Source organism: Agromyces sp. Root81 (assembly GCF_001429165.1).
Taxonomy (GTDB): Bacteria; Actinomycetota; Actinomycetes; order Actinomycetales; family Microbacteriaceae; genus Agromyces.
Map to the genome: position 1 here is coordinate 1,803,572 of NZ_LMIR01000002.1, position 20,017 is coordinate 1,823,588.

At 68.9% G+C, this 20,017-nt stretch carries 18 protein-coding genes and 2 tRNA genes; 16 read left to right on the top strand and 4 right to left on the bottom strand.

Annotation, left to right across the window (positions count from 1 at the left end; all coding sequences use genetic code 11):
* Window positions 1-26 precede the first annotated feature (26 nt).
* The gene (gene pgm / locus ASE14_RS13575; protein WP_056655402.1) at window positions 27-1,655 is read right to left on the bottom strand and encodes a phosphoglucomutase (alpha-D-glucose-1,6-bisphosphate-dependent); all 1,629 of its coding nucleotides are present in this window, start codon (window positions 1,653-1,655) and stop codon (window positions 27-29) included.
* 154 nt (window positions 1,656-1,809) lie between these two features.
* Entirely contained in the window at window positions 1,810-3,090 is a 1,281-nt protein-coding gene (locus ASE14_RS13580; protein WP_056656427.1) for a DUF445 domain-containing protein, read from the bottom strand.
* A gap of 99 nt (window positions 3,091-3,189) precedes the next feature.
* Between ASE14_RS13580 and pheA the strand changes: the two genes are divergently transcribed.
* From pheA to ASE14_RS13600, 4 genes are read left to right on the top strand one after another with little or no spacing between them, the layout of a single operon-like run.
* Window positions 3,190-4,143 (top strand): prephenate dehydratase, encoded by a 954-nt coding sequence (gene pheA, locus ASE14_RS13585; RefSeq protein ID WP_056655406.1) that lies wholly within the window; start codon window positions 3,190-3,192, stop codon window positions 4,141-4,143.
* 28 nt (window positions 4,144-4,171) lie between these two features.
* Window positions 4,172-4,765, top strand: coding sequence for a hypothetical protein (locus tag ASE14_RS20620; protein WP_157372985.1), 594 nt, complete (start codon window positions 4,172-4,174; stop codon window positions 4,763-4,765).
* Window positions 4,762-5,055 carry a hypothetical protein gene (locus tag ASE14_RS13595; protein WP_056655414.1) on the top strand — a complete coding sequence of 98 codons (294 nt, stop codon included), beginning with the start codon at window positions 4,762-4,764 and terminating at the stop codon, window positions 5,053-5,055. The genes ASE14_RS20620 and ASE14_RS13595 overlap by 4 nt, the downstream gene beginning before the upstream one ends.
* The gene (locus tag ASE14_RS13600; RefSeq protein ID WP_056655419.1) at window positions 5,052-5,879 is read left to right on the top strand and encodes a hypothetical protein; all 828 of its coding nucleotides are present in this window, start codon (window positions 5,052-5,054) and stop codon (window positions 5,877-5,879) included. The genes ASE14_RS13595 and ASE14_RS13600 overlap by 4 nt, the downstream gene beginning before the upstream one ends.
* On the opposite strand, the gene ASE14_RS13605 is transcribed toward ASE14_RS13600, so the two are convergent.
* Window positions 5,836-6,843: a diacylglycerol kinase family protein gene (locus ASE14_RS13605; protein ID WP_056655421.1), complete on the bottom strand. Its 1,008-nt coding sequence runs from the start codon at window positions 6,841-6,843 to the stop codon at window positions 5,836-5,838. The genes ASE14_RS13600 and ASE14_RS13605 overlap by 44 nt on opposite strands.
* A 91-nt stretch (window positions 6,844-6,934) precedes the next feature.
* Between ASE14_RS13605 and serS the strand changes: the two genes are divergently transcribed.
* From serS to ASE14_RS13635, 6 genes are all read left to right on the top strand, one after another.
* A complete protein-coding gene (serS, locus tag ASE14_RS13610) occupies window positions 6,935-8,200 on the top strand; it encodes a serine--tRNA ligase (RefSeq protein WP_056655424.1) in 1,266 nt (421 codons plus the stop codon).
* A gap of 11 nt (window positions 8,201-8,211) precedes the next feature.
* A complete protein-coding gene (locus ASE14_RS13615) occupies window positions 8,212-9,033 on the top strand; it encodes an HAD family hydrolase (RefSeq protein ID WP_056656431.1) in 822 nt (273 codons plus the stop codon).
* Between the two features lie 73 nt (window positions 9,034-9,106).
* Window positions 9,107-10,378 (top strand): LCP family protein, encoded by a 1,272-nt coding sequence (locus ASE14_RS13620; protein WP_056655427.1) that lies wholly within the window; start codon window positions 9,107-9,109, stop codon window positions 10,376-10,378.
* Window positions 10,379-10,521: 143 nt separating this feature from the next.
* Window positions 10,522-10,606 (top strand) — tRNA-Ser (locus tag ASE14_RS13625).
* Between the two features lie 132 nt (window positions 10,607-10,738).
* On the top strand, window positions 10,739-11,920 hold the full coding sequence (locus ASE14_RS13630) for an LCP family protein (RefSeq protein ID WP_235511358.1): 1,182 nt from the start codon (window positions 10,739-10,741) through the stop codon (window positions 11,918-11,920).
* A gap of 88 nt (window positions 11,921-12,008) precedes the next feature.
* A tRNA-Ser gene (locus ASE14_RS13635) sits at window positions 12,009-12,097 on the top strand.
* A gap of 117 nt (window positions 12,098-12,214) precedes the next feature.
* Here ASE14_RS13635 and ASE14_RS13640 read toward each other — a convergent pair.
* Window positions 12,215-13,000: an SDR family NAD(P)-dependent oxidoreductase gene (locus ASE14_RS13640; RefSeq protein ID WP_056655431.1), complete on the bottom strand. Its 786-nt coding sequence runs from the start codon at window positions 12,998-13,000 to the stop codon at window positions 12,215-12,217.
* Between the two features lie 107 nt (window positions 13,001-13,107).
* On the opposite strand from ASE14_RS13640, the gene ASE14_RS13645 reads away from it, so the two are divergent.
* The 6 genes from ASE14_RS13645 (at window position 13,108) to ASE14_RS13670 (ending at window position 20,008) form a co-directional block, all read left to right on the top strand.
* The gene (locus ASE14_RS13645; RefSeq protein WP_056655435.1) at window positions 13,108-13,596 is read left to right on the top strand and encodes a MarR family winged helix-turn-helix transcriptional regulator; all 489 of its coding nucleotides are present in this window, start codon (window positions 13,108-13,110) and stop codon (window positions 13,594-13,596) included.
* Window positions 13,597-13,851: 255 nt separating this feature from the next.
* Window positions 13,852-15,084, top strand: a complete 1,233-nt coding sequence (locus ASE14_RS13650) for an ROK family transcriptional regulator (protein WP_056655438.1) — start codon at window positions 13,852-13,854, stop codon at window positions 15,082-15,084.
* Window positions 15,081-16,382 carry an ABC transporter substrate-binding protein gene (locus ASE14_RS13655; protein ID WP_082600686.1) on the top strand — a complete coding sequence of 434 codons (1,302 nt, stop codon included), beginning with the start codon at window positions 15,081-15,083 and terminating at the stop codon, window positions 16,380-16,382. The genes ASE14_RS13650 and ASE14_RS13655 overlap by 4 nt, the downstream gene beginning before the upstream one ends.
* Before the next feature lie 88 nt (window positions 16,383-16,470).
* Complete coding sequence (locus ASE14_RS13660; RefSeq protein ID WP_082600689.1) at window positions 16,471-17,436, top strand: carbohydrate ABC transporter permease; 966 nt, start codon at window positions 16,471-16,473, stop codon at window positions 17,434-17,436.
* The gene (locus ASE14_RS13665) at window positions 17,436-18,272 is read left to right on the top strand and encodes a carbohydrate ABC transporter permease (protein WP_082600691.1); all 837 of its coding nucleotides are present in this window, start codon (window positions 17,436-17,438) and stop codon (window positions 18,270-18,272) included. Before ASE14_RS13660 ends, ASE14_RS13665 begins: the two co-directional genes overlap by 1 nt.
* 23 nt (window positions 18,273-18,295) lie before the next feature.
* Window positions 18,296-20,008 (top strand): beta-galactosidase, encoded by a 1,713-nt coding sequence (locus ASE14_RS13670; RefSeq protein ID WP_200953329.1) that lies wholly within the window; start codon window positions 18,296-18,298, stop codon window positions 20,006-20,008.
* The last annotated feature ends 9 nt before the right edge of the window (window positions 20,009-20,017 follow it).

A 20,017-nucleotide genomic window follows, 5' to 3' on the forward strand; every position in this document is an offset into this window, starting at 1 on the left:
GAAACCCGTGTTCGAGCGGAGCGGGCTCAGCCCGCGAGCGCCGCGTCGACGATCGCCTTCGCCTCGGCCTGCACCTCGGCGAGGTGCTCCGGCCCCTTGAACGACTCGGCGTAGATCTTGTAGACGTCTTCGGTGCCGCTCGGCCGTGCCGCGAACCACGCGTCGGCCGTCTCGACCTTCACCCCGCCGATCGCCGCGCCGTTGCCCGGCGCGTGGGAGAGCTTCGCCGTGACGGGATCCCCGGCGAGCTCGGTCGCCGAGATGGCGTCGCCGTCGAGCTTGCTGAGCGCGGCCTTCTGGGCAGCGGATGCCGCGGCATCCGTGCGCTCGTAGGCGGGGTCGCCGAACCGCTCGACGAGCTCCGCGTACAGCGCGGAGGGGGACGTGCCCGTCACCGCGCGGATCTCGGAGGCGAGCAGGCACAGCAGGATGCCGTCCTTGTCGGTCGTCCACACGGTGCCGTCGAAGCGCAGGAACGAGGCGCCCGCGCTCTCTTCGCCGCCGAATCCGACCGAGCCGTCGACGAGGCCTGGCACGAACCACTTGAAGCCGACCGGCACCTCCCAGAGGCGACGGCCGAGCGCGTCGGCGACCCGGTCGATCATCGAGCTCGACACGAGGGTCTTGCCGATCGCGGCATCCGCTCGCCAGCTCGGCCGGTGCCCGAACAGGTACTCGATCGCGACCGCGAGGTAGTGGTTGGGGTTCATGAGGCCCCCGTCGGGCGTGACGATGCCGTGCCGGTCGGCGTCGGCGTCGTTGCCGGTGAGGATGTCGAAGCTGCTGCCGTGCTCGAGCACCGAGGCCATGGCGCTCGGCGACGACGGGTCCATGCGGATCTTGCCGTCCCAGTCGAGCGTCATGAACGACCACGCCGGGTCGACGCGCTCGTTGACGACCGTCAGGTCGAGCTCGTAGCGGTCGCGGATGGCGCCCCAGTACGAGACGGATGCCCCGCCGAGCGGGTCGGCGCCGATGCGGATGCCGGACTCGCGGATCGCGTCGAAGTCGATGATGTTCGCGAGGTCCTCGACGTAGTTGCCGCGGAAGTCGTAGGTCTCGACGGCACTCGGCTCGGCCTGCTTGACGCCCCGCAGGCCGTCGGCGATGAGCTCGTTCGCGCGAGCGGCGATCCAGCTCGTCGCGTCGGAGTCGGCCGGGCCGCCGTGCGGTGGGTTGTACTTGAACCCGCCGTCCTGCGGGGGGTTGTGCGATGGCGTGATGACGATGCCGTCGGCCTCGCCCTCTGCGCGCGTGGCGGGGTCGTTGTTCCACTTCAGGATGGCGTGCGAGAGTGCCGGCGTCGGCACGTAGTCGTCGAACTCGTCGGCGAGCACGCGCACCCGGTTGGCCACGAGCACGTCGAGTGCGGTCGTCTGCGCGGGGGCGCTGAGCGCGTGCGTGTCGGCGCCGATGAAGAGCGGGCCGGTGATGCCCTGCGAGGCGCGGTACTCGACGATCGCCTGCGTGATGGCGAGGATGTGGTCCTCGTTGAACGCGGTGTTGAAGGCGGAGCCGCGATGGCCCGAGGTGCCGAAGGCCACGCGCTGCTCGGGCACCGAGGCATCCGGATGCCGCTCGTAGTAGGCCCTGACGAGGGCCTCCACGTCGATGAGGTCGGATTCGGTCGCCGGGGTGCCTGCGCGCTCGTGCATGCTCATAGTCTCCCGTGGGTTGAGGAGGCGCGCCAGCGCCGTCTCGCGATCCGTGGGTTGAGGAGGCGCGCCAGCGCCGTCTCGAAACCTCGATGTCCGGGCAGCAGGGGTTTCGAGACGCTCGCTTCGCTCGCTCCTCAACCCACGGGATCGCTCACCCGGCGAGCGCGTGCACCGCCGTGGCGATCGAGAAGATCGCGAGCCCGGCGAGTGCGCCGACGACGGTGCCGTTGATGCGGATGAACTGCAGGTCGCGGCCCACCTGCAGCTCGAGCTTCTCGGTCGTCTCCCGCGGATCCCAGCGTTCGACGGTCTCGGTGATGACCCCCGCGATCTCGTGGCGGTAGTTGCGCACGACGTAGGCCGCGGCATCCGTCAGCCAGGTGTCGACCTTCGCGGCGAGCACCTCGTCGTCGACGAGCCGGGCGCCCACCTCGACAACGGCCGAGGCCAGCCCCGCGCGCAGCTCGCTCGACGGGTCGGCGAGCGAGGCGTCGAGCGTCGCCTTCACCGAGGCCCACGCCTCGCCGGCGAACTCGCGCACGCGCGGGCTCGCGAGCAGCTCGTCCTTCAGCCGCTCGACACGGGCGATCATCGCCGGGTCGTGCTGCAGGGCGTCGGCGAGCTCGGCGAGGTAGCGGTCGATCGCGATGCGCAGCGGATGCCCCGGATCGGCGCGCACGGTGCGGATGAACGCGAGCACCTCGCGGGCGGCGCGGTCGTCGACGAGTCGATCGACGAAGCCGGGCATCCAGCGGGGGAGCCGATCGGAGACCATGCTGCCGAACGCCTCGGGGTGCGCCTCGAGCCAGGCCTCGGCCTTCTCGAGCACCACGTCGACCGCGGCGCGCTGCTGGTCGGCGGCCACGAGCCGGGCGCCGACCCGGCCGATCGCCGGGCTCCACTCTGGTTCGAAGAGATGGCGCCGGGCGAGTCGCTCGATGACGTCCTCGACGTCGTCGTCGCCGAGCAGGGTGAGCACGCCGCGTGCGGCGACGGATGCCTCGGCGGTCAGTCGCTCGGCATTGGCGGGCGTCGCGAGCCAGCCGCCGAGCCGTCGGGCGATGCCGATCGAGCGGAGCTTGCCGAGCACGACGTCGTCGGAGAGGAACTCGTGCTCGACGAACGCGCCGAGGCTCGCGCCGATCTCGTCCTTGCGCTTCGGGATGATCGCGGTGTGCGGGATCGGGATGCCGAGCGGATGGCGGAACAGTGCCGTCACCGCGAACCAGTCGGCGATCGCGCCGACCATGGCGCCCTCGGCGGCCGCGCGGACGTAGGCGAGCCACGGCACCTCGTCCTGCAGGGCGAACGAGACGGCGAAGACGACCGCCGCGCCGACGAGCAGCCCGGCTGCGACGCGCTTCATCCGGCGCAGCGCCGCGAGCCGCTCGACATCGGTGGGCACGGTCCGGTGCGCGTCGATCGTGGTCATCGGCCCCTCCTCACGGTGCACGACGTCGCGCGGGCGCACGGCGTCGCACGGTGTCGACGCTAGCCGTTCCGCCCCGGCCCGGTGGATAGGCTGGCCTGCATGACGGATGCCGCGCCCACACCGCCCGAGGAGACCTACTCCTACCTGGGGCCGGCGGGCACGTTCACCGAGGCGGCCCTGAAGCAGGTCCCCGCGGCAGCCGGAAAGCACTGGCGAGCCGTCAACAACGTCGGCGAAGCACTCGCCGACGTCACGAGCGGCCGCTCGACCGCCGCGATGATCGCGATCGAGAACTCGATCGATGGCGGCGTCACGGCCACGCAGGACGCGCTCGCGACCGTGCCCGGCCTCCGCATCCTCGGCGAGTACCTCGTGCCGGTGAACTTCGTGCTCGTCGCCCGGCCCGGCACCGCGCTCGCCGACGTGCGGGTCGTCAACGCCCACCCCGTCGCCTACGCGCAGTCGCGCGGCTGGCTCGAGCGCGAACTGCCAGACCACGGGCACATTCCCGCGACGAGCAACGTGTCGGCCGCGGCATCCCTCTTCGAAGGCAGTCAGGCCGACGCGGCCGTCGCACCGCCCGGCATCACCGAGCACCTCGACGTCGACGTGCTCGCCCGCGACATCGGCGACAACCCCAACGCCGTCACCCGTTTCGTGCTCGTCAGCCGCTCGCGCGAACTGCCCGAGCCGACCGGCGCCGACAAGACGAGCCTCATCGTCGAGCTGCCCGACGACGAGCCGGGCGCACTGCTCGCGATGCTCGAGCAGTTCTCGACGCGGGGCGTGAACCTTTCGCTCATCCAGTCGCGACCCATCGGCGATGCCCTCGGCCGCTACCGCTTCGTCGTCGACGTCGACGGGCACATCGCCGACGAGCGCGTCGCCGACGCCCTGCTCGGCCTTCGTCGCACGAGCCCCAACGTGATCTTCCTCGGCTCGTATCCGCGCGCCGACGAGCAGACCGTCGCGTACCACTCGAAGTACGATGACGGCATCTTCATCGAGGCGCGCGACTGGTTGCGCGGCCTGTTGAGCGGCGAGCCCGACTGATCGGGAAGCCCTGACCCGAGGAGCTGACGTGAGCGACGGTGCCACGACCGGTCTGGACCCGCGGTTCGACCCGCGCTATCAGCGCGGGTATCCGGGGCACGGAGCAGCCGAGACGGATGCCTCGGCTGCTCCGCCTGCGGTGGCGCCACGGGTTCCCGAACCGCCGGCACCGGAGCCGGTCACGGCGGCGTCGCCGAGCCAGGGCATGCTTCCGCGACCTGAGACGCGGGCTGCGACGGCCCGAGCGATGTCCGAGGCGGCGGATCCGCCGCCCGAGCCTGCCGCCGAGCCGTTCTCGGGTTGGACCGGCGATCCGGCGCCCACGATGCAGCGACGCGCCGACGGCGCGTTCGCAGCGGCATGGGTGGTGGCCGCGGCCTCCCTCGTCATCGGCGCGGCGCTCTATTGGGCCGGCATCTCCACCGGGAGCTTCTACGGCCAGTCGACGGCCGCCGACCAAGCGCTCCAGACGGTGTCCTGGCTCCTGGCGCCCTCACTCGTGCAGGCCGGACTGCTCGGCCTCGTCGTGATGCTCGTCTGGACCGGCGTCAGGCATGCCCGCGCCGGAGACGTGGCACGCCTCGCCGATGCCCTGACGTCTCCCGTCGAGGGTCGGCGATGATCCGTCGGCTCGCCACGAACCCCGCGGTGCTCGTGCTGGTGGCGGTGGTGCTGCTGTGCGTGGTCGGCACGGTGTGGGGCCTCCAGACGAACCTGAGCAATCAAGGGGGCATGAGTTGGACCGGTGAGCCGAGCGAGGAAGTGCTCTGGCAGATGAGGATGATGCAGATCTCCGGCACCCTGACGCCGATCACGACCTTCGTCGGCGTCGCAGCCCTGCTCGGCCTGCTGGTGATCGCCTCCGCGAGCCGGCATCGGAGCGACCGGCCCCGACCCGAGGAGTCGACATGAGCGACGGTGCCACCGGTCTCGACCCGCGATTCGACCCGCGATTCCAGCGCGGGTACCCGGGGCAGGGGGCGAGCGAGACGGATGCCTCGTCGGCGCGGCCCGCACCGGTGCCGGCATCGACCCCGGCGACGGAGTCGCGCCGTGTTCCCGATCCGCCGATGCCGATCGCGGTGACGCCGCCGGTCGTCGACGATCGCACTCCTGCCGGCACCGACGCGACCGACGGAGTCGACGAGCTCATCCGAGCGTTCCAGCCGCTCGATCCGGCAGGGGAACCCGAGGCGGAGGAGACGCTCCGGCCATGGGTGATCGCCGCCTGGTTCACGCTCGCGGCGTTCGTGGTCATCGGTGCGTCGTTGATCTGGACGGTGAACAACGACGCGAGCTTCTACACGGGGACGGGCCGCGGCAATCCGCTGAGGGACCTCGGGTGGACGGTCGGGCCGGCGCTCGTCCGCGTCGGAACCCTCGGCGTGGTCGTGCTGCTCACGGGGCTCGGCGTGCGCCGGCTGCTGGCGGTCCATGGGTCGTCGCAGCCCAGGCCCGCCCTGGTGCGGAGCCTCGAGTTCATCGGGCTGTTCGCCGTGATCGCAGCCGCCATCGCGCTCGTCGTCTGGAACACGGCCGTCGTCGGGGTCGAGCGCATGAACGGCTGGGTCGGTGCCCCCGACGCCGAGACGATCGAGCTGATGGCGCTCCAGCAGGTCACGAACATCCTGTCCGGCGCAGCGGTCGAGGCCGCGCTGTGGGCGGCGCTCGGCCTGCTCGCGCTCGGCGGGATCAGTGCGGTACGCGCACGATCAGCGCGGCCGGATCGACCGTGAACCGCGCTGCGGCCACGAGTCCGAACTCATCGCCGTCGATCTCGAACTCCTCGGCGTCGCCCTCGATCTCGAGTTCGACCGAGCGCCCGCGCAGGTAGACGATCTCGCTGCGCCGGTTGCCGCCCGTGAGGTCGAGGAACTGGCGGCCGATCGCCGACCTGCGGAGCACGCGGTTCTCCCACGTGACCTTGCGCCAGATGAGCAGCCAGCCGAACAGGTTGCGGGGTGCCAGCACCACTACGTCGAGGCGGCCGTCGTCGATCTCGGCGTCGGGGATCAGCTCGATGTTGCCGGGCAGGTAGCCGAGGTTCGCGACGAGGATGCTCGAGACCTTCGAGCGGTGGTGCCTGCCGGCGTCGACCCGGTGCACGACCCGGTACGGCTTCGAGGCGGGCAGCGCTCGCAGGCCGGCGTCGACGTAGGCGAGCCAGCCGACGCGCTTCTTCAGGTCGGGGTTGGTGTTCGAGATCATCGCGGCGTCGATGCCGATGCCGCTCATGACGAGTGAGACGTGGCTCTCGTCGGTGCCGTCGGGCCGGGTGATGTCGGCGACGATGAGGTCGACCGCGCGGTCGAGGCCCGCGAAGGCCAGCACGACGGCGTCGGCCTGGTCGCCGACCGGGATCTCGAGGTTGCGGGCGAAGAGGTTGCCGGTGCCGATGGGCACAAGCCCGAGCGGCACTCCAGTGCCGCGCAGGCCGGCGGCGACCGAGCGCACGGTGCCGTCTCCGCCGGCGGCGATCACGAGGTCGACGCCGGCTTCGATGGCTTCGCGCGCCATGCCCTTGCCAGGATCGTCGGCCGCGGTCTCGATCCAGAGCGACGGGGCGAACTGCTGTCGGGCCTCTGCCGCGGCGACCGCCGCACGCAGCGTCTCGACGCCCTGCTTGGTGGGGTTGAAGATCACGGCGGCCCGCTGGCGCCCGCCCGCGCCATCCGTCGCCCCCTGCTCGCCTGGTGTCACGCAGCCCACGGTATTGCATCAGGGCCGGAATTCCCCCTGAACGCCCGCAACCGCAGATCAGGGGTCGGATGCCGCGGCTAGACTTGCTCGGGTGATCGATCCCGTGCTGCTTCGCGAGAACCCCGACCTCATCAAGCGCTCGCAAGAGCTCCGCGGCGAGTCCGCGGCGCTCGTCGACGCCGCCGTCGAGGCCGATGCGGCGCGGCGCACCGCGATCACGGTCTTCGAAGCGCTGCGCGCCGAGCAGAACGCGTTCGGCAAGCAGGTCGCGCAGGCGCCGAAGGAGGCCAAGGCGGCACTCGTCGCCGAGGCGCAGGAGCTCGCCGCCCGCGTGAAGGCCGCGAACCAGGCCGCGAGCGACGCCGAGGCCGAGTTCACGCTCGCCGTGCAGCGACTCGGCAACGTCGTCATCGACGGGGTGCCTGCGGGAGGCGAAGACGACTTCGTCGTGCTGCGCGAGGTCGGTGGGATCCCCGCGTTCGACTTCGAGCCGCGCGACCACCTCGAGATCGGCGAGCTGCTCGACGCCATCGACATGCAGCGCGGTGCCAAGGTCTCGGGCGCGCGCTTCCACTACCTCAAGGGCATCGGCGCCCGCCTCGAGCTCGCGATCATGAACATGGGCCTCGACCGGGCGATCGCGGCGGGCTTCACCCCGCTCATCACGCCCACCCTCGTGCGCCCCGAGATCATGCAGGGCACCGGCTACCTCGGCGCCCACGCCGACGAGGTGTACTACCTGCCAGAACAGGAGCTCTACCTCACGGGCACGAGCGAGGTCGCGCTCGCCGGCTACCACGCCGACGAGATCATCGACGTCTCGAACGGGCCGATCCGCTACGCGGGCTGGTCGACCTGCTACCGCAGCGAGGCCGGCAGCCACGGTAAGGACACTCGAGGCATCATCCGGGTGCACCAGTTCAACAAGCTCGAGATGTTCACCTTCATCGACCCGGCCGACGCCGAGGCCGAGCACGAGCGGCTGCTCGGCTGGCAGGAGGGCATGCTGCAGGACCTCGGCCTCACCTACCGCGTGATCGACACCGCGGCCGGCGACCTCGGCACGAGCGCCGCCCGCAAGTACGACGTCGAGGCCTGGGTGCCCACGCAGAACGCGTACCGCGAGCTCACCTCGACCTCGAACTGCACGACGTTCCAGGCCCGCCGCCTCGAGATCCGCCACCGCACCGAGACCGGCAAGACGGCGCCGGTCGCGACGCTCAACGGCACGCTCGCGACGACGCGCTGGCTCGTCGCGATCCTCGAGACCCACCAGCGGGCCGACGGTTCGGTCGTGGTGCCCGAGGCGCTTCGCGGCTACCTCGGCGGCCTCGAGGTGCTCGAGCCGATCGCATGAGCATCGAGCGGATGACGCGCCCCGACGCCGATCTCGACGAGCAATGGTTCGTCGCGCTCGACGTCGACGGCACGATCATGCACGAAGACGGGTCGATCGACTCCGTCGTCGTCGACGCGGTCGCGGCCGCTCGCGACCGCGGTCATGTCGTCACGCTCGCGACGGGGCGCTCCTGGTCGACGACCGCGCCCGTGCTCGAGCAGCTCGGGCTCTCGCCCGAGTACGTGGTGTGCGCGAACGGCGCCATCACGATGCAGCGCGACGACTCGGCGCCCGGCGGCTACGTGCGACGCCACGTCGAGACGTTCGACCCCACCCAGGTGCTCGAGCGCATCCGCGGCTTCCTGCCGTCGGGCAAGTTCATGGTCGAACTGCCCGACGGGTACCGCCTCTACACCGAGGGCATGACCGAGTGGAACCTCGAGAACGCCCGCGAGGTGCGCTTCGAGGAGCTGCTCGACCATCGCGCCACGCGCGTCGTCGTCACGAGCCTCGAGCACGGACTCGACGAGTTCTTCGGCATCGTCGACCAGATGGGCCTGCACCACGTGAGCTACGCCATCGGCTGGACCGCGTGGCTCGACATCGCTCCCGACGGCGTCAACAAGGCGACGGCGCTCGAGCGGGTTCGAGGCTGGCTCGAGCTGCCGATCGACCGCGTGCTCGCCGCCGGCGACGGGCGCAACGACCTCGAGATGTTCGCGTGGGCCGGTGCAGCGGGCCGTGCCGTCGCGATGGGCCAGGCGCCGGACGAGGTGCGCGAGGCTGCGAACGAGGTCGGCGGCTCGATCGACGATGCCGGCCTCGCGGCGGTGCTCGACTCGCTGCCCTGACGGTCGGCGTTCATGCCGCTCTCGGGATGATCCGAGTCCGTCGGCATAGAATCGGCCGGGTCAGAGGGGTGCGATGAGCGATTCGGGCGAACAGCAGCGGGATGCCGCAGAGCAGACGGCGGTGCCGAGGCACGGGCGACTGCCGAAGCGCGGTGCCGCTTCGACCTACCTGAAGCTCGCGGCATCCGTCGTCGCCGTGCTCGCCGTGAGTGCCGCCTCGGTCGTCGCCTATGCGGCAGTCGACCTCGTGGGGTCGGTGAAGCCGGGCACCGAGCTCGCGAACGAGCACCTGCTCGACGGTGTGCCCGACATCGGTGCGATGGAGGACGGTCTCAGCTTCCTGCTCGTCGGCAGTGACAAGCGCCCGCTCGACGGTTCGTTCGGCGACCCCGAAGAGGACCCGGGCGTCCTGAACGACGTGAACATGCTGTTGCACATCTCGCAGGACCACTCGCACGTCGAGGTCGTCAGCTTTCCGCGCGACATGATCGTGCCGGTGCCCGAGTGCCCCGATCCCGTCGACCCCGAGAGCGGGCCGCTCTCGGCGATGTCGGGCGTTCCGCTCAACAGCGTGCTCGGTCACGGCGGACTCGGCTGCGTGGTCGCGACGATCGAGCAGCTCACCGGCGTCAAGATCCCCGTCGCCGGCGTCGTCGAGTTCAAGGGCGTCGCTGCCCTCTCCGAGGCGGTCGGCGGCGTCGAGGTCTGCCTCGCCGACCGGGTCGACGACGACTACTCGGGGCTGCACCTCGACGCAGGCACCCACAACATCTCGGGCTACGACGCGCTCGCGTTCCTTCGCACCCGCCACGGCGTCGGCGACGGCAGCGACCTCGGCCGCATCGCGAGTCAACAGGCGTTCATGGCCTCGCTCGCGCGCACGTTGCAGAGCGACGGCACACTCAACGATCCGGTGAAGCTCTACTCGATCGCGAAGGCCGTGCTGTCGAACATGGAGCTGTCCAATGCGCTCCAGGACCCGACGAAGCTCGTCGCCATCGCCCGCACCCTGGCCGATGTCGACCTGTCGAAGATCGCGTTCGTGCAGTACCCGACGGAGTACAACGAGGACCGCACGGAAGTGCTTCCATCGCCCTCCGCAGAGGCGGTGAACGTCGCCCTCCGGGCCGATCAGCCGCTCGTGATCGACCCGACTGCGATCGACAGATCGGAATTCGGCACGGTCGCCGGCCCCCCTGCTGCGCCCGCGGACCCGGCGGCGCCGCCTGCCGATGGTTCGGCAGAAGCGCCGCCCGCCGATACCGGCGCGACCGTGCCGTTGCCCGATGACGTGACCGGCATCACCGGCGACACCGTGCGCTGCGCGAAGGCCAACGAGGGCTGATCGGGCAGTCTCCGCTCGTCTGCCCTCCTGAGGGGTGCTTCAGCACCTTTTCAGGCTGGCCTGCGAGTCTGGCTGGAACATGCTTCGGCTAGAATCGGGGCCAGCCTGCACGATCAGCACCTCCGGGAGCGTCGCGCGGGCATGGAGGGCTGTCCGAGCGGCCGATGGAGCTGGTCTTGAAAACCAGTGGGCAGCAATGCCTCGTGGGTTCGAATCCCACGCCCTCCGCGAGATCGACACGACGAAAGGACACCGGTGAGAGACGAATCGCGTTCCAGTTCCCGGCGCGCCACGTCGTCGACCCCCGTCGTCCGCCACGGTCGGCTCAAGCGGCGCGCGCTGTGGAGGTCGATCGCGAAGGTGACGGTCTCGGTTGTCGCTGTCGTGCTGGTCTCCGGTCTCTCCGTCGCGGCATACGCCGCCTGGGACCTCGCCAACACCGCCAAACCCACCGTCACGCTCGGCAACGAAGACGTGCTCGAGGGCGTGCCCGACGTCGGTGCGATCGAGGGCGGCGTGAACCTGCTCCTCATCGGCAGCGACAGCCGCGAGGGCCAGGGCGATGGATTCGGCGACCCTGATGAAGAGACCGCGGTCCTCAACGACGTCACGATGCTCATGCACATCTCGGAAGACCACTCGAACGCCTCGGTGATCAGCTTCCCGCGCGACATGCTCGTCGATGTGCCCGAGTGCGTCAACCCTGCCGACCCGGCCGGCGAGCCGCTGTCGGAACAGTACGACGTCAAGATCAACTCGGTGCTCTCGCTCGGCGGCATGCCGTGCGTCGTCAAGACCATCGAGCAGCTCGTCGGCGTGACCATCCCGTTCGCAGGCACGGTGCAGTTCATGGGTGTGGCCGGGCTTTCCGAAGCCGTCGGCGGAGTTCCCGTCTGCGTGGCCGAACCGATCGAAGACGAGCACACCGATCTCTACCTCCCCGCCGGCATGCACGAGCTCTCGGGCATGCAGGCGCTGCAGTTCCTCCGCACCCGCCACGGGGTCGGCGATGGCAGCGACCTCGGCCGCATCTCGAATCAACAGGTCTTCATGTCGTCGCTCGCCCGAACGCTGCAGTCGAACGGCACGCTGAGCGACCCGGTCAAGCTCTACTCCATCGCGAAGGCCGCGCTCGCGAACATGCAGTTGTCCGACAGCCTGATGAACCCCACCAGCATGATCTCCATCGCGAAGGCGTTGAAGGACACCGATCTGAACAAGATCGCCTTCGTGCAGTACCCGACCGGCTACGTCGACGGGGGAGGGGCGTTGCGCCCGACCGACTCATCTGGTGCGATCAACTACGCCCTGCAGAACGACCTGCCGGTCACATTCGACCCGACGTCGCAGGACACCTCGTTCGCTTCGGTGGGTGACCCGACTGCGGTCGCGCCTCCCGTTGAAGGTGAGGTGCCGGCTGAGCCCGCGCCCGCCGACCCGGCTGCACCCGCGCCCGCGGTCGAGGCGCTGCCGAGCGATGTCACCGGACAGACCGCGGCCGAGACCCGCTGCTCCGCGGGCCGCACGCTCGACGACCAGTAGCGTCTACACCGTCCGGCGTCCGCCGAATCGTCATCCGCGGCATCCACGGGTTATGATGACTTTCGCGTGTGCACGTCAGTGCGCGCGAGGAGACGTCGCATAGTCCGGCCGAGTGCACCACCCTGCTAAGGTGGAGTCCCCGTAAGGGGACCAGGGGTTCAAATCCCCTCGTCTCCGCTCAGTTGGTGATCTGATTTCCTGATCGACACGGTCTGGAATCCCGCCCTGAAGCAAAAGGCCCCCGCGTTCCGCGGGGGCCTTTCTCGTTTCTCGTGGCGACGACTCGAAGCCACCTCACACGATGGTCGAAAGCACCCCGCCGTCCGCTCGGAGGGAGGCGCCATTGGTCGCCGAGGAGCGAGGGCTTGCGAGGTAGGCCACGAGGTCGGCGATCTCACTGGGCTCGATGAATCGCTGAATCAGCGAGGAGGGGCGCACCAGCGACGATTTCAGCTCATCGGGCGACATGGAATGCGCGGACGCGATCTGCTCGACGACGCCTGCGACGCCGTCGGAGTAGGTCGGTCCACCGAGCACGGTGTTGACTGTGACGCCGGTGCCGCGTGTGAGTTTTGCGAGCCCGTTGCTCAGGGCCAGCGACGCAGCTTTCGTCGCGCCGTAGTGGATCATGTCGCCCGGCACGTCGACCGCCGATTCGGTGCCGATGAAGATGATCCGCCCCCAGCCCTTCTCGAGCATGGCGCCGAGGAGGTGGCGCGACAGTCGGACGCTGCTCATCACATTGATCTCGAAGTACCGCAACCAGTCGTCGTCCTCGATGTCGGTGAACGGTGCGACGTCGAAGAGCCCGACGTTGTTGACCAGCACGTCGACGTCCTCGAGCGATTCGAGGAGGGCCTGCACCTGAACGGGGTCCGTGAAGTCCGCCGCGATCCCTGAGACGTCTCCGCCGGGAGCGGTTGCGCGGAGCTGTTCGACGGCTTCGGCGACACGCTGCTCGGCGCGCCCGTTGACGACTACCGAAGCGCCTTCGGCCAGGCATGCCTCCGCCACGGCATAGCCGATGCCCTGGGTGGATCCACTGACGAATACCTTCTTCTGGTCGAGCTTGAGGTCCATGGCGTGTGTCCTTTCGTGCTGCGGATCGCAGCGGGAATTACTTTCCTGAGCAAGTGAACGCTAGAACAACTTACTTTCCTGAGCAAGTCATGCCGTACAGTGAACGCATGGCTGCACCGGAATCCGCTGACGCGTTCGACCGCGACGAGCTCGAGACCTGGTCCGCCCTTGCGACCCTCCTCGAGTGGTTGCCGGCCGCACTGGATGCGCAACTGAAGCGCGATTCCGGGATCAGCCACTTCGACTTCGGGATTCTCTTCGCGCTCTCCGAAGCCGAGGACGACACCCTTCGCATGAGCGATCTCGCGAGCTTCGCCAACAGCACGCTCTCGCGTCTCTCGCGCGCAGCGAGCAGGCTCGAGAGTGAAGGTCGGCTGCGCCGCGCCCCCGACCCGGCCGATGGCCGGATCACCCTCGCAACGCTCACCGACGAGGGTCGGGAGTTCGTTCGCGCGGCGACGCCGGGGCACGTCAGCCTCGTCCGGCGACTCGTGTTCGAGTCGCTGACCGCGACGCAGTCCCAGCAGCTGAACACCATCAGTCGGCGCATCACGGGCGCCATCAGCTCGCACGACGGTTGGCACCCGCCGAGCTGAGCGAGCCCGGAGTCGACCGCTTCCAGACCGCCCCTCAAGTGTTTCGAAGGCCCCCGCATCATGCCGGGGGCCTTCTTCGTTCCCGCCGCGGTTCAGGAGTGTCAACCGCGTCGTGCACGTTGAGCTCATGCAAGGTGCTTGCATTTAAATCGAGGAGATCCCTTGATTCGAACTTCCATCGCATATATGTTGGGGCGAACAAGATGCAATGTACTTGCATAAGTCCCCAATCGCGATGAATGAGGCAACGAAGCCGTGGTCAAAAGCAACCGTCATGGAGCGCGCGTCGGCGCGATCCGTCAAGAGAACGAGACCCAGTGTGCGCTGTGGCTGCGTGACCACGGTCGGTCTTCGGTCGGCACGCTCAGCCGCAGCGTCGGCCTGTCACGACCGACGGTGGAGGTCGCGCTGGCGCGGCTCGTCGAGCGCGGCCTCGTCAAGGAGATCGAGGGCGGATCGGACGCTGCGACCGGTCGCCCCGCACGGGTGTTCGAGTTCGTCGAGCGTGCCGGCTTCGTGGCAGGCATCGACATCGCTCGGGCCGGCATCACGGTGGTCATCGCGGACATCGGCGGACGAGTGCTCGCCCAACGGCGATCCAGTGCACCTCTCCCGACGGACTCGCTCGCCCGCCTCAAGCTCGTCACGCACGAGACCACCGCGGCACTCGCCGAGGCCGGCGGAACCGTGTCCCGTCTGGTGACGGCGCACGTCGCGTTGACCGGATGGGTGGGCTCCGACGGCCGCCTGCGCGCATCCGGTGCATACCCGGACTGGGAGGGCGTCGACATCACCGAGCATCTGTCCCGCATGCTCGGCTGCGAGGTACGCGTCGACAACGACGTCAACCTGGCGGCATTGGCCGAGCACCGCATCGGAGCCGCCCGACTCATTCCCGACATGCTCTACGTCCGCATCGGGCGCGGTATCTCCGCGGCCCTCGTTCTCGACGGACGACTGCGCCTCGGCAGCCACGACTCAGCCGGAGCTCTTGCCGGTGCGAGCCTGCCGCTGCCCATCGATCCACAGGGCGACCTCGGCTGGGCGGACGAACCGTCGTTGCGGTCGGTGCTGGATCGCGCGGACGCGGGCGATGCGGATGCCGCAGCGAAGCGGAACGACTTCGTCGACGGCCTCGCCGAGCTGGTCGGGATGATCGGCCAGATCGTCGACCCCGATTGCATCGTCGTCGGATGCGATGCTGCCGAGCACAGCGACACGATCGTGGCGATGCTGCGTCAGCGCATCATCGCCAAGGGGTGGCTCCTCTACGAGCCGGCGATCATCGCGTCCCACCTCGGGGACGACGCCGCGGTGCTCGGAGCGCTCACGTGCGCCTTCCAGAACAGCGCGAAGCACCTGTACGGCCTCGATGAGGTCGGACTTCCGGAGATCCGCTTCTCAGACGTCACCGCGACGTCGAGTGCGCCGATCACCGCGAACACTCCCTCAGGCAACACCCAACCGATCGAAGGAGAAGAACCATGAGCAGGGCCCGTCCAACGACGCGCGGGATCGTTTCCGCCGCCATCTCAGCCGCAATGCTGGGAACGATGCTCGCCGGGTGCACCACCGCCGCCCCGGAGTCCGAGAACAGCGAGCTGGAGTTCTGGGGGTGGAACCCCGCGTACGAGAAGGTCGTCGACCTGTGGAACTCCTCGCACGATCAGCAGGTGAAGTTCGAGACGACCGCCTCCGGCGGTTCGGGCGGATACACCAAGATGCAGGCCGCCGTGAAGGCGGGCAATGCGCCGTGCCTCGCGCAGGTCGGCAACGAATCGCTCCCGACACTCACGGTCGACGGCTCGCTCGTCGACATCTCGAAGGAGGTCGACGACTATCGATCCGGCTTCCCGGACAGTGCGTGGGCAGCCATGCAGGTCGGCGAGGGAACGTACGGCGTCCCGGTCGACATCGCGCCGCTCGCCCTGTTCTACCGTGCTGACGTCTACGAGAAGTTCGGTGTCTCGCCGGCGACGACCTGGGAGCAGTTCGCCGCCGACTCCGCGACGGTGCACGCCGCAGACCCGAACGTCTACCTCAGCTCCTTCGCGCCCGCGATCACCTATCAGATCGCCGGGTTCGTGCAGCAGGCCGGCGGTACCTGGTACTCGAGCGAGAACGACGAGTGGAAGGTGTCGATGAACGGCGCCGAGACGCAGGATGTCGCCGCCTACTGGCAGAAGATGATGGACGAGGACCTCACGAAGGTCACCGACCCCGAGACCCCCGAGTGGTTCGCCGCCATCCAAGAGGGCACGATCGCCAGCTATGTGGCCCCCGTGTGGTGGGTGACCGTGTTGGAGGGTGCCGCGCAGGGATCCGCAGGTCAGTGGCGGGTTGCGCCGATGCCCAACATCGAGGCCGACACCGTGAGCACGGGCACCGCTGGCGGATCGGCCACGTCGGTGCTCACCGGTTGCGACGACGTGCAGGGCGCGGTCGACTTCGCGAACTGGATGAGCACGGATGACGGAGCGCTGGAGATCCTCATCGAAGACGCGGCATCCTTCCCGGCCGCTTCGAAGGGAACGGGGCTCGGCTCGCTGAGCGAGCCGCTCGACTTCTACGGAGGGCAGAAGGTGTACGAGGTGTTCGCCGACGCCGCACCCACGATCAACCCGAACTGGCAGTTCGGGCCGGCCAACGCCGAGACGGGCAGCGCCTACGCCGACGCCATGAAGCCGGTCCTCGACGGCACCCGGACGATGGCGGAAGGTCTCGACATCGCCCAGGCGTCGCTCGTCGACGCCCTCACCACCAAGGGGCTCAGCGTCACCGAGTGACGCTGCGGCCACGACACGGAGGGTTCCCGGCGCCCCACGCCCGGGAACCCTCCGCCTGGATCCGAACGCCTCCGAACAGGGACGAACCATGACAACCACCACTGCCGTCCGAGCGATCGCCAGCAGACCTCCGCGGTTCCGCGCGGTCGGTCGCACCACGATCCGTCGCTCGCAGCGCCGGGCGATCTGGCTCCTCCTGCTGCCGTTCCTCGTGCTGTTCGTGTTCTCGTTCGTGGTGCCGCTCGTCTACGCCGTCGTCGAGAGCTTCTTCACCGAGCAGCGATCGGGGCTGGGCATCGGCGGCGAGCGGGTGTTCGCGGGATTCGTGAACTACGTGAACGCGATCCAGAAGACGGATCTGCTCGAGGGCGTGGGGAGGGTGCTCGTCTTCGGCATCGTCCAGGTGCCGCTCATGCTCCTCACCGCCCTCGCTCTCGCGCTCGCGGTGGATGCGCTGAAGGGCAACTACCCGAAGTTCGTCCGACTCTCGGCGTTCCTGCCGTACGCGGTCCCGGGCGTGATCGCGGCGATCCTGTGGGCTTTCCTCTACCTCCCCGGGACGAGTCCGTTCGTCGCCGCCCTCGCGAACGTCGGCATCGACGTCGACTTCCTCTCGAGCGACGTGGTGCTGTGGTCGATCGCGAACATCGTCACCTGGACCTGGACGGGCTACAACATGCTCGTGATCTACTCGGCACTGACCGGCATCCCGCAGGAGCTCTACGAAGCGGCCGCCATCGACGGCGCCGGAGCGTGGCGGATCGCGTGGAGCATCAAGATCCCGCTCGTGGCGCCGGCGCTCGTGCTCACCACCTTCTTCTCCATCGTCGGGACGGTCCAGCTGTACGCCGAGCCGACCGTGCTGAAGTCCTACTCCAGCGCGATCACCTCGGGGTACACGCCGAACATGGCGGTGCAGGACGTCGCATTCGGGCTCAACAACTACGGCGTCGCGGCTGCCATGGCCGTGCTCCTGGCCCTCGGGACGTTCGTCCTGTCGTTCGGGTTCCTGCGCGTGGCGAACGTCATCACCGCACGGCGGGCGGCCGCCTGATGCCGAAGTTCACCAGCCGGCTCTTCATCCGCGGAGTGCTCCTCCTCGGCGTCGTGTACTTCCTGATCCCCATCTGGTGGCTCCTCACGGCATCCACCAAATCGAGCTCGCAGTTGTTCTCCAGCCCTCCGCTCTGGTTCGGCGAGGACTTCGCCCTGCTCGACAACATCGTCGCGGTCCTCACCCGCCAGGACGGGCTCTTCGTGCGGTGGATGCTGAACTCGCTGATCTACGCCGGCGGCGGTGCGATCGGCGCCACTCTCATCAGTGCCGCCGCCGGTTACGTGTTCGCGAAGTACAGCTTCCCCGGCAAGGGCGCCCTCTTCGGCGCGATCCTCGCCTCGATCCTCCTGCCCGCATCGCTGCTCGTCATGCCGCTCTACCTGCTGTTCTCGTCCCTCGGGATGATCAACACCATGTGGGCGGTGATCATCCCGAGCCTCGTCAGCCCGTTCGGCGTGTTCCTCGCCCGCATCACCGCGCAGGAGAGCGTCCCCGACGACCTGCTGGACGCGGCTCGCATCGACGGCGCCGGTGAGATCCGGATCTTCTCCACGATCGCGCTGCCCATCATGGGCCCGGCCCTCCTGACCGTTTTCCTCTTCTCGTTCGTCGGCATTTGGAACAACTTCTTCCTCCCGCTGGTCACGCTGAACGACGCGGAGCTCTGGCCGGCCATGCTCGGCCTCTACTTCTGGGGCAACCAGCCCAGCGAGCTCAACTATCACTTCGTGATCACCGGGTCGCTGCTGTCGATCATCCCGCTCGCCATCGCCTTCATCAGCCTGCAGAAGTACTGGCGCGTCGGCCTCACCGCCGGCGCCGTCAAGATCTGATCACCTCACGACGAATGGACACCATGGACCCTTCTTCTCCCGCGCCACGCGTCCTCTCCGGCGCGATCCACTACTACCGCTCGCTGCCGGAGCAGTGGCCCGACCTGATGCGATCGATGCGCGCGATGGGCCTCGACACGGTCGAGACCTACCTCGCCTGGAACGTCCATGAGCCTCGCGAGGGGCAGTGGCAGCGTCTCGACGAGATCACCCGGTTCCTCGACTGCGCGCACGCCGAAGGGCTCCGCACGATCGTTCGTCCCGGGCCGTACATCTGCGCGGAATGGGACAACGGCGGCCTGCCCTCCTGGCTGACGGGGCGAGTGGGCAAGCACGTGCGCACGAGTCATCCGGACTTCATGGATGCCGTCGGGCGGTACCTCGACGCGGTCGTGCCGACCTTCGTCGACCACCCAAGCCTGCTCATGGTCCAGGTCGAGAACGAGTACGGTTCCTTCGGCTCGGACGCGGCGTACCTGGGCGCGCTCGCCCGGGGCCTGGAGGAACGCGGTGTCGCCGTCCCGCTGTTCACGAGCGACGGATGGACGGACGTCTGCCTCTCGGGCGGGACCGTTCCCGGATTGCGCGCGACGGTGAACTTCGGGTCGGAGGCGCCCGCCGCGTTCGCCGCACTCGCACGCCATCGCCCGGATGACCCGCCGTTCTGCATGGAGTTCTGGAACGGGTGGTTCGACCATTGGGGACAGCCTCGAGTGACGAGGCCGCCCCAGGACGCTGCTGACGCGCTCGCCGAGATCATCGATGCGGGCGGGTCGGTGAACATCTACATGGCGCACGGCGGCACCAACTTCGGGACGGGTGCCGGCGCCAACCACGTCGACCACGGCGGTGTGAACGAGTATCGCCCGACCGTCACGAGTTACGACTACGACGCCCCGCTCGACGAGCGAGGTGCCCCGACGCCGAAGTTCCATGCGCTCCGCGAAGTGCTGTCGAGCACGTCGGACGGCCGGGAGATCGTCGACCTCCCGATTCCGCATCCGCTCATGGCCGATGCGATCGTCCCGTTGACGCACGTCGCGGCCGTCGACTTCGAGGAGCACGGCCAGTACGCCGTGGCACCGACCTTCGAAGAGCTCGGCGTCGATCACGGGCTCGTCAGGTACGAGGTCTCGATTCCGGGGCCTCGGGAGCCGCTCCCGCTCGAGCTCATCGAGCTGCGCGATCGAGCTCAGGTCCGCGTCGACGGCGCGCTCGTCGCTGTCGTCGAGCGTGACGGAGACACGTCGATCCTGCCTCCGGTCGGGGGGCACGCCCAGGTATCGGTCATGGTCGAATCGATGGGTCGGGTGAACTACGGTCCCCGGCTCGGCGAGACGAAGGGACTTCGCGGGCTGCGCCAGGACAATCAGTGGCTCAACGGCTTCTCCGTGTCGTCGCATGCGTTGCCGGAGTTGCGCGAGCTCGACTGGGCGACGATCTCCGCCCCGGTGATCAGCCCGTCCGCCGGCCCGGCGATCGGCCCGCGGTACTACCGCGGAGAGGTCGAGCTGCCGGAGCAGGCGGATGGCTACCTCGAGATCCCCGGCGGATCGAAGGGGTATGCCTGGTTCAACGACCTGTGCCTCGGACGGTACTGGAACCGCGGTCCGCAGCAGCGCCTCTTCGTGCCATGGCCGGCGACGCGGACCGGCCGGAACATCGTGACCGTGCTCGAGATCGACGCGCTCACCGACCTCGGCGTCCGCCTCCGGACTACGCCCGATCTCGGCTGACCTGCTGCT